The sequence below is a fragment of the Shewanella sp. 10N.286.52.E4 genome (genome assembly GCF_041468785.1).
GTDB lineage: Bacteria > Pseudomonadota > Gammaproteobacteria > Enterobacterales > Shewanellaceae > Shewanella > Shewanella electrodiphila.
Genome location: NZ_JBFRJJ010000008.1, coordinates 1 through 13,553 on the forward strand (window position 1 = coordinate 1; position 13,553 = coordinate 13,553).

The following is a 13,553-nucleotide window of genomic DNA, read 5'->3' on the forward strand; positions in this document are numbered from 1 at the left end:
AAGCGCCACGACCTTGATTTAGATTTATATTTGATTCAAATCTAGAAATCATTAGCTGACTAAAGCTACTGACAAGTTTTGGGGCATAAACTCGTTACCAGCACCAACTTTATACTTCATTTTTCATTGACTCAATTTCAGTAGTCCATGACTGCAATTTAACCCATTGCCTGCCGCAGGGATGTTCAGGATGAACGGAATGTCGTGATCACATGGATGTGAAAGAGCGACCTTTTGTGCAAATACAGCTGCGAGACGCTGCACTCTTTATATAAATCAAAAGGTCCATGTAAGCTCTGCCAAAACAAATAACATCCATGTTAAACGGCCAGTTCGGCATCCATGCCTCTCGCTCAGAACGTTTCACACTGTGAAACTTCGCCATGTTTTGGAAGTTCGCTGCTGCATCTACACTGGGATTATTATCTCTTCGATTTAACTGCATTCGTGATAATTTAAAGAGCTAAGCTAGTAGATCTTACATTTAAAAGACTCAATTTGAATTGAGGACGTTGAAGAAAATAGCGTGAGCCTGACAGGATGTCAGGCTAGCTTTCGCGGTGCAGGGATGCACCATCGGAAGCGTTAGCATTTTCGAATAAGATCGAAGCAGTCTACAAACGAAGTCAAAAGCTGGATCAATCCCCATCGAAAATTATGCGCTTTTCAGCATTTTTCGTCGGGGCGCTGGGGGATATCCAAAAGGGGAACAAGCGCTTTTCCCCTTTTGGTCTGGTGTGGGCGAAGCACCACGACCTTGATCTTATTTCAAACTAAAACACTAATAAATCATCAATTACTCATAATAAAAGCCATTAACTTAAAGTAATAAAATTTAAAACTGACCCCACAAAAAAGCCCTGAACTTAACAATAAAGTTCAGGGCTTTTAAAAGAATCTCTTATCTACTTACTGGTATCAATCGGCTCAAATGATTTCACCAAATCATCTACCGCTTTCATCTGCGTTAAGTAGTTTTCTAACTGATTAAGTGGCAATGCACATGGGCCGTCACATTTCGCGTTATCAGGATCTGGATGCGCTTCAATGAACAAACCCGCAAGACCTAATGCCATACCGCTACGTGCAAGTTCGGTTGCTTGAGCGCGGCGACCACCGGCACTGTCTGTACGTCCACCAGGACGTTGCAGCGCATGAGTCGCATCAAAAATGACTGGGTAACCAGACTGCTTCATTTCATCCATACCTAGCATATCAACAACTAAGTTGTTGTAACCAAAGCTTGAACCACGTTCACAAAGAATAATGTTGTCGTTACCCGCTTCATTAAACTTTTTAATGATATGGCGCATTTCATGTGGCGCTAAAAACTGCGGTTTTTTCACGTTAATGATTGAACCCGTTGCCGCCATAGCAACCACTAAGTCGGTTTGGCGGGCCAAAAATGCTGGCAGCTGGATGATATCAACCACATCTGCCACTGGTTGGCACTGATGAATTTCATGTACGTCGGTAATGATAGGCACATTAAAGGTTGATTTGATTTCTTCAAAAATCTTCAAGCCTTCTTCCATACCTGGACCACGGTATGAGTTAACTGATGAACGGTTAGCTTTATCAAAAGAGGCTTTAAATACATACGGAATGCCTAGCTTTTGTGTCACTTCAACATAATGCTCTGCAATCGACATGGCCAAATCACGAGACTCAAGCACGTTCATGCCGCCAAATAAAACAAACGGTTTGTCATTTGCAATTTCAAGTTCGTTCAAACCAATGATTTTTTGTTCCATAGTCAGTTCTCTTTTATCAATACTCGTCGCGTTAAGTGTTTAACGCGACATAAAATGGGGCTAAACAGCAATAATCTGCAGTAACTGTCCACATAACCACGCCATATAAGTTCCTACAGCATAACCCAATACCGCTAATAACACGCCAACAGGTGCTAATGCAGGGTGGAATGCTGCAGCAACCACTGGCGCAGACGCTGCGCCGCCAACGTTAGCTTGGCTGCCAACCGCCATATAAAACAGCGGCGCTTTTATCAGTTTAGCGACAATCAGCATAAAGCTGGCGTGGACAACCATCCAAATCATACCAATGGCAAAATACCAAAGGTTTTGCTCGTCAGCGAGCTTTGAGACATCCATGTGCAAACCAATGGTCGCCACAAGGATGTATAAAAATGCCGAAGCGACTTTTGATGCGCCGGCCGCTTCTAACTGTTTAACAGGGCTAAATGATAACGCAAGACCAATTGAAGTCACTAGTACCACTAACCAGAAGAACTTAGAGGTTAAGCTGTAATCTCGTGTCCACGGGTAGTTAGTTTCAAAAAATGGCCCTAAAAAGTCAGCTGCAAAATGCGCTAACCCTGTGACACCAAAGCCAATAGCGACAATTAACATTAAATCACGCAGTGACGGAATACGTGCATGTTCAGCGTGATACTTTTCAACTTTTTCCTTGAGCGCTTCAAGTGCAGTCGTATCCGCCCCTGTTTTAGCATCAATCTGTTTTGCCCGTGATGCCATAAGTAACAACACTGCCATCCAGATATTAGCCACAATCACATCAACCGTGACCATCACAGAGAAGATATTGCCGCCTGCTTCATAAATCTCTTTCATTGATGCTTGGTTAGCGCCGCCGCCAATCCAACTGCCAGCAAGGGTTGTCATGCCGCGCCATACCGCATCAGGGCCATTACCACCCAATACATCTGGGTTAATCGCTGAAATAATCAGTAAGGCAATGGGGCCGCCAATCACAATGCCCACGGTGCCAGTTAAAAACATCACAATCGCTTTGGGGCCAAGACTTAAAATCGCTTTTAAATCGACACTTAAAATCAGCAGCACTAAACAAGCGGGTAATAAGTAGCGTGAGGCAACGTAATACAGTTTTGAAGTATCGCCGTCGACAATCCCAAAAGTATTTAATAACGATGGTAAGAAGTAACACAATAATAAGGCTGGAATGAACTTATAAAACTTTTGCCAAAATGGATGTGAAGAAGAACTGGTGTAGAAAACGAAGCCTAGAATAACGGCTAATAAGCCCAATGCCGTAGCATCATTAGTGACCATCGGAGTGGCAGTCATGAACAATCTCCCTTGCAAATGCATTTCATAGTGAATTATTTTTATTGTTGTGCTTTTTAGCACTTATTTTTGTTTATTATTTTTTAGCTTATCAACTCATAACGGTTAATTTTAACAGCTATTTTTTATGGTTTAACGTTACTAACTTAACGTTACTAACTCAGTTCTACTGCTTAAGTTTTACTGCTTAAGTTTTACTGCTTAGGTCTTTCTACTTAGGTTTTATTGATGAATCGTTATTGATTTTCTGGGTGGTTATTATAAAAAATTCAGGCTCAATAAATGAGCCTGAATTCACACTTTACCAAACAAAATCTAATGGTAAGTTTGCGGTTGGTCGCTGAGTTCTTTTAATTGCATTTTAACGATTTCAGTCACGGGATCGTGTGGACTGCTATCAATAAAGTGCTGTAAATCAGAAATCGCCACTTTAATACACCCCAATTGCTGAGCAATAAAAGCACGTTCGCGATTTAAATTAACGTCATCAGGATGCCATTGCAGGAGTAAGTTACAGCACTCCATTGCCTGCTCAAATTGATGAGTGACAATACAGCCTGCTTTTAGCTCATGCAGCATGCGGGTGATTAATCGCTTAAGCGACGCCGTTTTAAGGTACTTTGGCTTTAGCATTGCCGAATTACCAAGTTCACCGCGCACTAACAGATGCAATTGGTGACGACTTAGCTCAAGACCCGTTAACGGATCGATATACACGATATTGTCATTAATTCTTGAACGGACCACTGTTTGACCGGGAAGCAGCACTGCATCTAAGGTGATATCAAGCTGCTTAGCCAATAAGATCATGACCGTTGCCAGTGTTGTACTATTGCCTTGACGGCTCATAATACAACTGCCTAAATCGGCAGCTTCAACACTGAAGTAATCTTCACGCGCACAAAAGCCTAAGTCGGTATAAAACCAACGCAGTAAACCTTCAAAACGTTGTTGCGGATCTTCAACATGTAAGCTCATTACTGAACCGGCAATTTCATACCAAGCCCATAATGCTTTTTTCTCTTGAGAAAAACCTAAATGCTGCGTAATTTCGAATGCAGTGTCGGGGATCTTCACTGCATCATTCATTTGATGTTTAGCCATGAAACTCTATTAACCCATTAATACAACTTGTTTAAAATGAGCCAGCCTGGCAGCTAATACGAGCCATCCAATAGCGCCTAAAAAGGCAAAGATTTTAAAGAATTTATTGCGGTCACCTTTTAATGCCATTACACCTAGACCGATGTAAGCAAGTACTGCAAGAAACTTCTCTGTCATCCACGCATCCACAAAAGGATACTGCTTGATCATGAAGCACAATGTCAGTCCTGACAATAATAAGAAGGTATCAATTACATGCGGTGCAACTTTGATGAACTTCTTGTCCATCACTGGAGATTGGCGCATATGCAGGACAAAGCGAGTAATAAAGAATACCACACTTAATAAAATGAAGGTTAAGTGGGTGTGCTTAACAGCAGGGTATAGACTGTAAAAGGTTTCCATTATTGTTTTTCTCTTTGAGCTACAGATAAAATGGACGCTAGTTTACTTCATCAAGCAACCGGATAGCAACGTTAGGCAAAACCGCCTTTTTATAGCCTAGTCAGCCATCGACTTTATTAAAGATGACCTTAGGTTCAAAAGCTTAATTAACCTTGCCATTGCCCTAATGTGCAGCGGTCATTACTACCAAAATCTCGCACTGTCGCCACATTGTCATAGCCAAGATCAATTAACTTTTTTCTGACCACTAACGCTTGCTCAAAACCATGCTCTAGTAATAAATAACCGCCTTCAGATAGATAGGCTGTTGCATGCTCGGCAATATGGAATAAATCGGCATAGCCTTGTTCAGCTGCAGTTAACGCACTTGATGGCTCAAAACGTACGTCACCTAAATCAAGGTGAACATCGGTTTCGTCAATATAAGGCGGATTAGAAACAATCAAATTAAAATCTTGATGGGCAACTGCGCTAAACCAATCTGATTGCAAGATGTTTACCTGGGGCAAATTGAGGTTTTCACGATTGGCTTTAGCCAGTTCAACCGCATCGTCGACTTTATCGATTGCAGTCATATGCCATTGTGGTCGTTCTGACGCCAGCGAAAGTGCAATTGCCCCTGTTCCTGTGCCTAAATCCAATACTTTAGCATCTTTCTCCAAAGGCAAATTTAGAGCAGTTTCCACTAAAATTTCCGTATCAGGACGCGGAATAAGCGTAGTAGCATTAACAATAAATGGCAGCGACCAAAACTCACGTTCACCAATAATATGAGCAACAGGTGTTCCCTGGTTACGCTTTTCAATCATGGCTTTATAAGCATGAAACTGATCGGCTGTAAGCACTTTTTCAGGCCAAGTATAAAGGTAACTACGGGGTTTATTAAGACAATGCAGAAGCAAGGCTTCTGCATCGATGTTAGCCGACTCGGATGAGTCGACTAATTGGCTATACGCCCACTGCAAAGATTCCGCAATGGTAGAAAAAGAAGATTGTGGCAACGTCGTTCCTTAGTCATTTTAATAACTATTGAAGCTAGCTATTGAAACTAGCTATTAAAACTTGCTATTAAAATAAGTCTTTGAAATTAATCGTCAGCTAATGCTGCAAGCAAATCGGCTTGTTCTTCTTGCATCAATGGCTCAATGATAACGTTTAAGTCGCCTTCCATGATTTCATTTAAGCGATATAAGGTTAAGTTGATACGATGCTCACTCATACGACCCTGTGGGAAGTTATAAGTACGAATACGCTCAGAGCGATCGCCACTGGCAACCAAGTTACGACGAGTTGATTCTTCTTCACTACGACGCTTTTCATCTTCAACCGCTTGCAAACGTGCCGAAAGCACACTCATTGCTTGTGCACGGTTTTTATGTTGCGAACGTTGATCCTGACATTCCACCACAATACCTGATGGTACGTGAGTAATACGGATTGCTGAATCGGTTTTGTTGACGTGCTGACCACCCGCACCTGATGCGCGGAAAGTATCGACTTTTAAGTCAGCTGGGTTAATCGAAATTTGTTCCGCTTCTGGTACTTCTGGCAATACAACCACAGTAACAGCAGAAGTATGTACACGGCCTTGTGATTCTGTTTCTGGTACACGTTGAACACGATGTCCGCCAGATTCAAACTTAAGCTTACCGTAAACACCTTCACCAGAAACTTGAACGATCAATTCTTTAAAGCCACCATGTTCGCCTTCGTTAGCGTTCATGATTTCAAGCTGCCACTTGTTTGATTCACAGTAACGTGAATACATACGGAATAAGTCACCAGCAAAAATTGCCGCTTCATCACCACCCGCACCTGCGCGGATTTCAATAAAGGCGTTACGATCGTCATTAGGATCTTTAGGTAGGAGCAAAATTTGCAATTCGTCTTCAAGACGGGCAATTTCAGACTTTGCTTCTTTGATTTCTTCTTGCGCCATTTCGCGCATTTCAGCGTCATCTTCAGCTAACATTTCGTTTGCAGACTCAAGGTTACCTTGAGCCTCTTGAAATGAAGTGAAGCTTTTAACGATGTCTTCTAATTGAGAAAATTCTTTTGATAAGGCACGAAAGCGGTCTTGATCCGCAATTACACTCGCATCACTTAGTAATGCTAACACTTCTTCATTACGTTCAAGCAAGCCTTCCAGCTTGCGAATAACCGACTCTTTCATTTAACTCTGTTACCTTAATTTTTATCTAAACCAAGCGTGACGCGTAATTGGCCTAAGGTATTCAAGTCCCCTTGACGACTAGCAGACGTTAACGCTTGTGTCGGTGCATGGATTAAGCGATTTGTGAGGCGATTAGCTAACTCTAAAATCACTTGCTCATTGTCACCACCTTGAGTCAATTTGTTCAAGGCGCGTTCTACTAATTCGTCTTTAATTGCCAAACTTTGGCTACGGTATTCTCGAATACTATCTACAGACTCTAACGATCTCACCCACTCCATAAATACATGGGCTTGTTCATCGGCAATTATCTCTGCCTGCTCGGCGGCTTCTTTACGCGAAGCCATGTTCTGTTCAATGATGCTGTGCAAATCGTCCACAGTATAAAGGAAAGCATCGTCTAATTCGCCAACTTCTGCTTCAATATCTCGTGGAACGGCAATATCAACTAATAACATAGGTTGATGACGACGTTGTTTCAGCGCCTTTTCAACCATACCTTTACCTAATATCGGTAATGGACTGGCGGTAGAGGATATCACGATATCGGCTTTAGGTAGATAGTCTGGTATTTCTTGTAAGGTAATTGCTGTGGCATTGAACTCTTCACACATGGCTTGTGCACGCTCAACCGTTCGGTTAGCAACCACAATACCGGCGACGTCATTGTCTTTTAAATGCTTAGCAACCAGTTCAATGGTTTCACCCGCACCAATTAGCAACACATTGGTGGTACTCAGTGAGGAGAAAATATGTTTCGCCATGCTAACAGCTGCAAATGCGACTGAAACAGCAGCGGCGCCGATTTCAGTTTCGGTGCGAACTTTTTTGGCGACAGAGAAAGTATTTTGAAATAGGCGATCAATCGTTACTGCCGTAGTACCCGCTTCTTTGGCTTTAACGAAGGCTTGCTTCACTTGCCCTAAAATTTGCGGTTCACCTAGCACTAATGAATCAAGACCCGAAGATACGCGCATCAAATGCTTAACGCACTCTTGATTTTCATAGCTATAGATACATGGCAACAACTCTTCGTGAGTTAAGTCATGATAATCCTCAAGCCACTCAATAATGTCTGCTTTAGAGCCATTATTACAATAGAGTTCGGTGCGATTACAGGTCGACACGATAACGGCTTCGCCAGAACTAGTGCGGCTCGCCAGACTCTTCATGGCGTCATGAATTTTATCTGGTGAAAAAGCGACTTTCTCGCGAAGGTCGACTGTGGCGGTTTTATGATTTATTCCGATTGCTACTAGGCTCATTTGACTCGTTTTAAGTTCTTCGCGGGATCATTAATTAGGCTATTCTACTTAATTGATAAAACTAAAAACACAATTGGCTTAACAAAACCGAATAATTGTCTATATTTTTTCTAATTATTCTATCTTGTTAACAAAAATATAGGAAAGTTGACCAATTCTATTAAACATTATGATGCCTATAAACGCCTAACAAGCAAAGCTTTCTTACTATATTTACTTCTATAGGTTAATAAAAACCCAAATATCTAAATGGATTTTTACAATCGTGCTTTAGGTCAGTAGAATAAAGCATCACTATATATAGGTAGCGAATTCTTTTGCGATATTTAACATTTTCCCTGCAACGCATGATGTTAGTTTGTTGTCTTTTTCTTACCGCTTGTTCGGTTAAGCCTCCCCATAAACTCACCAATATTGATGTTAACCAAGCTAGTGAAACTAAAGCTTGGGAGTTACAAGGTAAGCTTGCTTTTCGTTCTGACGCCGACAAATTCAGTACTAATCTATTCTGGTTTCATGACCATAGCTTTAATCAGCCTCATGATGAGTTAACACTCACTACTGTGATTGGCACAACGGTACTGTCGCTAAGCTCAAAACAAGGCCTCGCCAGTATCGATGTACAAGGCAAAACCTATACAGACAGAGATCCACAGCAGCTAATCTCACGTGTTAGCGGCATGCAGATCCCATTGAATAAATTGCCACTTTGGATTACAGGTCAAGTCACCAGTGACGACCAAATTGAAGCATATCACCCTGATGGCAGCATTAAAGCCTTTACCAGTAAAGACATCAGTGGAGATTGGCAAGTCAAGTTTATGAGTTATCAGCAGCAAAGCGGCGCTAATGTGCCAAGACTGTTACAGATTAATCGAGCTGATGTACAAATCAAGATCCAAATTAATCAATGGCAAGCTTTAGCCCCAATGCTTGAAAACCGTTAATTTACCGTCACTACGATAAATTAGTTAAGTTAAGTTAAATCAGTTCAGTTAAATCCGTTAAGCTAATAAAGTTACCTAATAAGCCCTTTAATAAAGAAGCGTTATATGACCACCGCGACATTGAATACTCATGAAACTTCAGCCTCTATTTCAGCAAACTGGCCAGCACCAGCAAAGTTAAACTTGTTTTTGCACATTACAGCCCAGCGCAGTGATGGATATCATGAGCTACAGACGTTATTTCAGTTTATTGACCAATGTGATTACCTGGACTTTTTGCCCACAGAAAATAAAACATTAACCTTACATTCAGAATTATCTAAAGTTGTCGCAGAAAAAGATAACTTAATTCTAAAGGCCGCAAAATCATTACAAGAATATTGCAATTATCAAGGCGGCGCAGAAATTTGGTTACGTAAAAATTTACCTATGGGGGGGGGATTAGGTGGCGGTTCTTCTGACGCAGCAACCACATTAATTGCCTTAAATCGGCTGTGGAAATTGAATTTACCGCAACAAACCTTGGCTGAAATCGGCCTCAAACTTGGTGCGGATGTCCCTGTTTTTATTAATGGTTTTTCTGCTTTTGCCGAAGGTGTCGGTGAACGACTCATCAACGTTGAACCACAAGAGCTATACTATTTAGTTATCGTGCCAGATGTACATGTATCGACTCAGGCAATTTTCCAAGATCCATTGCTTCCTCGTAACACGCCTAAATTAGCAATAGATACATTAATGCATAAGAATTGGACAAATGATTGTCAGAAGTTGGTCGCAGAAAAGCACCCTCAAGTTGCCAATGCATTAAGCTGGCTGGTAGAATATGCGCCGTCAAGAATGACCGGAACTGGCGCATGCGTCTTCGGTGAGTTCGAACAGCAGCAAACCGCATTAGATGCACTGGCAAAACTGCCAACAACTATGCATGGTTTTGTTGCTAAAGGCTTGAATCAGTCACCTTTATTGACTCGATTAAGCCAAAGCTAAAATATTTCTAAAGGTGTAATACGGTAAAACCAACTGTTCAGTTCACAGTACTTTATCTACATTTTTAGCCACTAACATTAAAGCCAACACCTGAGGTTCATAAAGTGCCCGATATCAAGCTCTTTGCTGGTAACGCTACCCCTAAACTAGCCAAAAAAATAGCCGACCGTTTATTTTGCAAACTTGGCGATGCAGTAGTAGGCCGTTTCAGCGACGGTGAAATCAGTGTTCAAATCAATGAAAACGTACGTGGTGCTGATGTATTCATCATCCAGTCTACTTGTGCGCCGACTAACGACAACCTGATGGAACTTATCGTCATGGTTGACGCTTTACGTCGTGCATCTGCAGGCCGTATCACTGCCGTTATTCCTTACTTCGGTTATGCTCGTCAAGACCGTCGTGTACGTAGTGCTCGTGTGCCAATTACTGCGAAAGTTGTTGCTGACTTCCTTTCAAGTGTTGGTGTTGACCGCGTACTAACTTGTGATTTACACGCTGAGCAAATTCAAGGTTTCTTTGATGTGCCAGTTGATAACGTGTTCGGTAGCCCAGTACTGCTAGAAGACATGTTAGGTAAAGAACTTGATAACCCAGTTGTGGTTTCTCCAGACATTGGTGGTGTAGTACGTGCTCGCGCTGTAGCTAAACTACTTGATGATTCTGACTTAGCAATTATCGATAAGCGTCGCCCACAAGCGAACGTTGCTCAGGTAATGCATATCATTGGTGACGTACAAGGTCGCGACTGTATCATCGTAGATGACATGATCGATACTGGCGGCACACTTTGTAAAGCTGCTGAAGCATTAAAAGAACATGGCGCAAACCGTGTTTTTGCTTACGCAACTCACCCAGTGTTCTCAGGCAATGCAGCGGCTAACATCGCAGAATCAGTGATTGATGAAGTCATCGTTACTGACACTGTGCCATTAAGCCCTGAAATGTTAAAAGTAGAGAAAGTGACTCAACTGACAATGTCAGCAGTACTTGCCGAAGCGATTCGTCGTGTAAGCAACGAAGAGTCTATCTCAGCGATGTTCCGTCACTAATCATTTATTTGAATTAGTCGCTGATTTAAGGTCTCTGACTTAGAGCTTTGAGTTAGGTCTTCGACTTAGCGCCGACATCAAAAAAACGCACTCAATCGAGTGCGTTTTTTATTGGCTGTTATTTGGCATAAATCAATCTAGATTAATAACCCATAACTCAGTACCCTATTGGCTATAAAAATAATTCAACAATAAGTCATTACCCATGTTTAAGCCTTTCTCATTAATCTCACTGTGTTTTGTTGGCCTAATCTTATCCACTCAAGTCACTGCGCAGTGGCATCAAAAGAGCTTTGAAGTCATGGGGACCCAAGCTCATGTTGAATTTTGGCTTTCAGAAGCAGATAAGAATACAGATTTAACTCAACAACAAACTGCAGATAACCTCATCATCGCCGTCGAACAAGAAATGCATCGCATCGACCGATTAATGAGTCCTTATAAAGCAGACAGCGAATTAAGCAAAATCAACCAACTGGCAGGGAAAGAGGCCGTTGTGATTAATCAAGAACTGTTTGATTTGCTGCTTGATTCACACAAGATTGCTGAGCTGACAAACGGCACATTTGATATCACTTACGCCTCAATTGGTTATCAATACGATTACCGCCAAGGACAAAAGCCAGCGAAACCCGAGATAAACCAAGCCCTCGAAGCTATAGATTACCGCGCAGTAACCTTAGACAAATCACAATCTAGTGTTCGTTTTAAAAACCAAGATGTACGGATTGATTTAGGCGGAATAGCTAAAGGACATGCCGTTAAGCAATGCTTAGCCATTTTACAAGCTGCAGGTATTAAGCATGCCTTAGTCAGCGCAGGTGGTGATACTGGACTGCTCGGTGACAGACGCGGCCGCCCATGGTTTGTCGGTATTAAGCACCCTAGAGCCGCTGAAAAAACAGCGGTGCAATTACCACTGGCTAACGAGTCAATTTCAACATCAGGTGATTACGAGCGCTACTTCATCGAAGATGGCGTGCGCTACCATCACATCATTAATCCTAAAACCGGCGACTCAGCCAGAAAAGTGGTCAGCGTATCCATCATTGGTAAAAACTCAACTTACGTTGATGCCCTATCAACAGCCGTGTTTGTAAAAGGCTTACAAGAAGGCATGGCGCTGATTAACCAACTACCAGAATACGAAGCGATTATTATTGATAATCAACAGACGTTACATGTATCAGAGGGACTACAACAGGATTAGATAAGTGGTGGATTAATGGCATTTGCTTAGTTTTTCTGCCCCTACTTATTTGTAGGGACAAATCTTACTTGATTTGAATTTGAATGCTGCAGCGGTCAAATCAGTTAGCCTCGGCTACTGTGCGGCAGGAGGCTCATGTGTGTCAGCAGTACTTTTGCCTTCACTGACGGTTATCAATGCACCTAGAAAGATAATTGCCAGTATATCTATAGATATGAATTGTGATTGCATTGAGGCTGTATATTGATAAAGAGCGAAGCCTGGACTGAATGATGCATCAACACCAAGGGAAACCTGAGGTGCTAAATGGATTGAAACATATGCTCCGCCAAGGCCTGAGTATTTAGCAGAAATGGTTCCAATTGCAATATTGGGAATTTGTAGAGCTTGATTGAGAATTGAAAGCCAATAGTACTTATACTTTTCTCTGATTGCAGTTATACCAGCCACAATATTTAGAACGACTAAGACTACCGTAACCATAGTACTTAATAGGGATGCAGTACCATCAAATACTGACAAAAAATAGGTTATTGTAATTGCAAGTGCAGCTATCACTTGAAGGTAGCCAATGATTAGCACTCTATTTTCAGCAATATTAAGCTCTTTCTGTTTTGCTTTAACTTGATGAGCTGCAACTTCTTCCTTTCTGCTAGATAACTCATTCAGCAAAGACTCAAAATTTTCACTATTAGGGTCAATGCTCCTTTTTACGTCTAATAGCTCATCAATTGAATATTGAGAATAGTCGATTAACTTCATACACTTCCTTGTATTACTAACATTTGTATTGTACACATTTATTGAACTAAACATTTATAGCTTACTAAAGCAAAGCTATTGATTAATAAGCACTCTATCAAAGTTATATTAAATAAACGAGTATCCATATTTGATTGCTTAATTTCCAAACTTCGTTTGGGTTAAGTTCAACATCGTGGCGCTTCGCCCACACCAGAGCAAAAGGGAGTGGACGGCAACTCCCTCTTGCATCACCCTCGCCGCTCCGGCGAAATTTAAAAAGCAAAATTTCCAACGGAGAATCATCCAGCTTTAGCCTATATTTTGAACCTGCCTCACTAAGCTGCAAAAATCGCTAACGCTTCCGATGGGGCGTCCCTTCCCCTCGAAAGCTAGCCAGACATCCCTGTCTGGACTCACGCGATTTTCTTACTTACCTCAATTCGAATTGAATATTCAAAGGAGATCAAAAGCATTAAAAAACAAATAAAATTAACTTCAAAAAAATTTGGAACTACAACCGAAGTTGCAGGCTTGATGTTCCCCATTGAAATTGCTGAAATGTGTTGAAGAAAATGGCGTAAGCCTGACAGGACGT

The 13,553-nt window shown here is 41.6% G+C and carries 13 protein-coding genes; 4 read left to right on the plus strand and 9 right to left on the minus strand.

Going from position 1 to position 13,553, the window contains the following annotated elements; translation table 11 throughout:
- Positions 1–905 precede the first annotated feature (905 nt).
- From kdsA to hemA, 7 genes are all read right to left on the minus strand, one after another.
- On the minus strand, positions 906–1,754 hold the full coding sequence (gene kdsA, locus AB4153_RS04610) for a 3-deoxy-8-phosphooctulonate synthase (RefSeq protein ID WP_102528051.1): 849 nt from the start codon (positions 1,752–1,754) through the stop codon (positions 906–908).
- A 60-nt stretch (positions 1,755–1,814) separates the two neighbouring features.
- Entirely contained in the window at positions 1,815–3,068 is a 1,254-nt protein-coding gene (locus tag AB4153_RS04615) for a DUF819 domain-containing protein (protein ID WP_102528052.1), read from the minus strand.
- A 315-nt stretch (positions 3,069–3,383) separates the two neighbouring features.
- Positions 3,384–4,172 carry a SirB1 family protein gene (locus AB4153_RS04620; RefSeq protein ID WP_229368122.1) on the minus strand — a complete coding sequence of 263 codons (789 nt, stop codon included), beginning with the start codon at positions 4,170–4,172 and terminating at the stop codon, positions 3,384–3,386.
- Positions 4,173–4,181: 9 nt separating this feature from the next.
- Complete coding sequence (locus AB4153_RS04625; protein WP_102528054.1) at positions 4,182–4,577, minus strand: SirB2 family protein; 396 nt, start codon at positions 4,575–4,577, stop codon at positions 4,182–4,184.
- A 146-nt stretch (positions 4,578–4,723) separates the two neighbouring features.
- Complete coding sequence (prmC, locus tag AB4153_RS04630) at positions 4,724–5,578, minus strand: peptide chain release factor N(5)-glutamine methyltransferase (protein WP_248954418.1); 855 nt, start codon at positions 5,576–5,578, stop codon at positions 4,724–4,726.
- Positions 5,579–5,664: 86 nt separating this feature from the next.
- Positions 5,665–6,750 (minus strand): peptide chain release factor 1, encoded by a 1,086-nt coding sequence (prfA, locus tag AB4153_RS04635; protein ID WP_102528056.1) that lies wholly within the window; start codon positions 6,748–6,750, stop codon positions 5,665–5,667.
- A 14-nt stretch (positions 6,751–6,764) separates the two neighbouring features.
- On the minus strand, positions 6,765–8,015 hold the full coding sequence (gene hemA / locus AB4153_RS04640; RefSeq protein ID WP_229368126.1) for a glutamyl-tRNA reductase: 1,251 nt from the start codon (positions 8,013–8,015) through the stop codon (positions 6,765–6,767).
- Between the two features lie 317 nt (positions 8,016–8,332).
- On the opposite strand from hemA, the gene lolB reads away from it, so the two are divergent.
- The 4 genes from lolB to AB4153_RS04660 all read left to right on the plus strand — a co-directional run bounded on the left by lolB (position 8,333) and on the right by AB4153_RS04660 (position 12,214).
- Positions 8,333–8,962: a lipoprotein insertase outer membrane protein LolB gene (gene lolB, locus AB4153_RS04645; protein WP_241906410.1), complete on the plus strand. Its 630-nt coding sequence runs from the start codon at positions 8,333–8,335 to the stop codon at positions 8,960–8,962.
- 105 nt (positions 8,963–9,067) lie between these two features.
- Positions 9,068–9,952: a 4-(cytidine 5'-diphospho)-2-C-methyl-D-erythritol kinase gene (gene ispE / locus AB4153_RS04650; RefSeq protein WP_303518379.1), complete on the plus strand. Its 885-nt coding sequence runs from the start codon at positions 9,068–9,070 to the stop codon at positions 9,950–9,952.
- Between the two features lie 104 nt (positions 9,953–10,056).
- On the plus strand, positions 10,057–11,004 hold the full coding sequence (locus AB4153_RS04655; RefSeq protein WP_102528060.1) for a ribose-phosphate pyrophosphokinase: 948 nt from the start codon (positions 10,057–10,059) through the stop codon (positions 11,002–11,004).
- A 205-nt stretch (positions 11,005–11,209) separates the two neighbouring features.
- Positions 11,210–12,214 (plus strand): FAD:protein FMN transferase, encoded by a 1,005-nt coding sequence (locus AB4153_RS04660; protein WP_371996517.1) that lies wholly within the window; start codon positions 11,210–11,212, stop codon positions 12,212–12,214.
- Between the two features lie 114 nt (positions 12,215–12,328).
- Here the strand turns inward: AB4153_RS04660 and AB4153_RS04665 are convergent, their stop codons facing one another.
- On the minus strand, positions 12,329–12,976 hold the full coding sequence (locus tag AB4153_RS04665) for a hypothetical protein (protein ID WP_303445573.1): 648 nt from the start codon (positions 12,974–12,976) through the stop codon (positions 12,329–12,331).
- 395 nt (positions 12,977–13,371) lie between these two features.
- On the minus strand, positions 13,372–13,553 hold a 182-nt coding region (locus AB4153_RS04670), incomplete at its 5' end, for a hypothetical protein (protein WP_371996518.1).

Excerpts from the sequence above, each read along its gene's own strand:
- kdsA (WP_102528051.1), bottom strand. The coding sequence starts at position 1,754 with ATGGAACAAAAAATCATTGGTTTGAACGAACTTGAAATTGCAAATGAC.
- AB4153_RS04615 (WP_102528052.1), bottom strand. The coding sequence starts at position 3,068 with ATGACTGCCACTCCGATGGTCACTAATGATGCTACGGCATTGGGCTTA.
- AB4153_RS04620 (WP_229368122.1), bottom strand. The coding sequence starts at position 4,172 with ATGGCTAAACATCAAATGAATGATGCAGTGAAGATCCCCGACACTGCA.
- AB4153_RS04625 (WP_102528054.1), bottom strand. The coding sequence starts at position 4,577 with ATGGAAACCTTTTACAGTCTATACCCTGCTGTTAAGCACACCCACTTA.
- prfA (WP_102528056.1), bottom strand. The coding sequence starts at position 6,750 with ATGAAAGAGTCGGTTATTCGCAAGCTGGAAGGCTTGCTTGAACGTAAT.
- hemA (WP_229368126.1), bottom strand. The coding sequence starts at position 8,015 with ATGAGCCTAGTAGCAATCGGAATAAATCATAAAACCGCCACAGTCGAC.
- ispE (WP_303518379.1), top strand. The coding sequence starts at position 9,068 with ATGACCACCGCGACATTGAATACTCATGAAACTTCAGCCTCTATTTCA.
- AB4153_RS04660 (WP_371996517.1), top strand. The coding sequence starts at position 11,210 with ATGTTTAAGCCTTTCTCATTAATCTCACTGTGTTTTGTTGGCCTAATC.
- AB4153_RS04665 (WP_303445573.1), bottom strand. The coding sequence starts at position 12,976 with ATGAAGTTAATCGACTATTCTCAATATTCAATTGATGAGCTATTAGAC.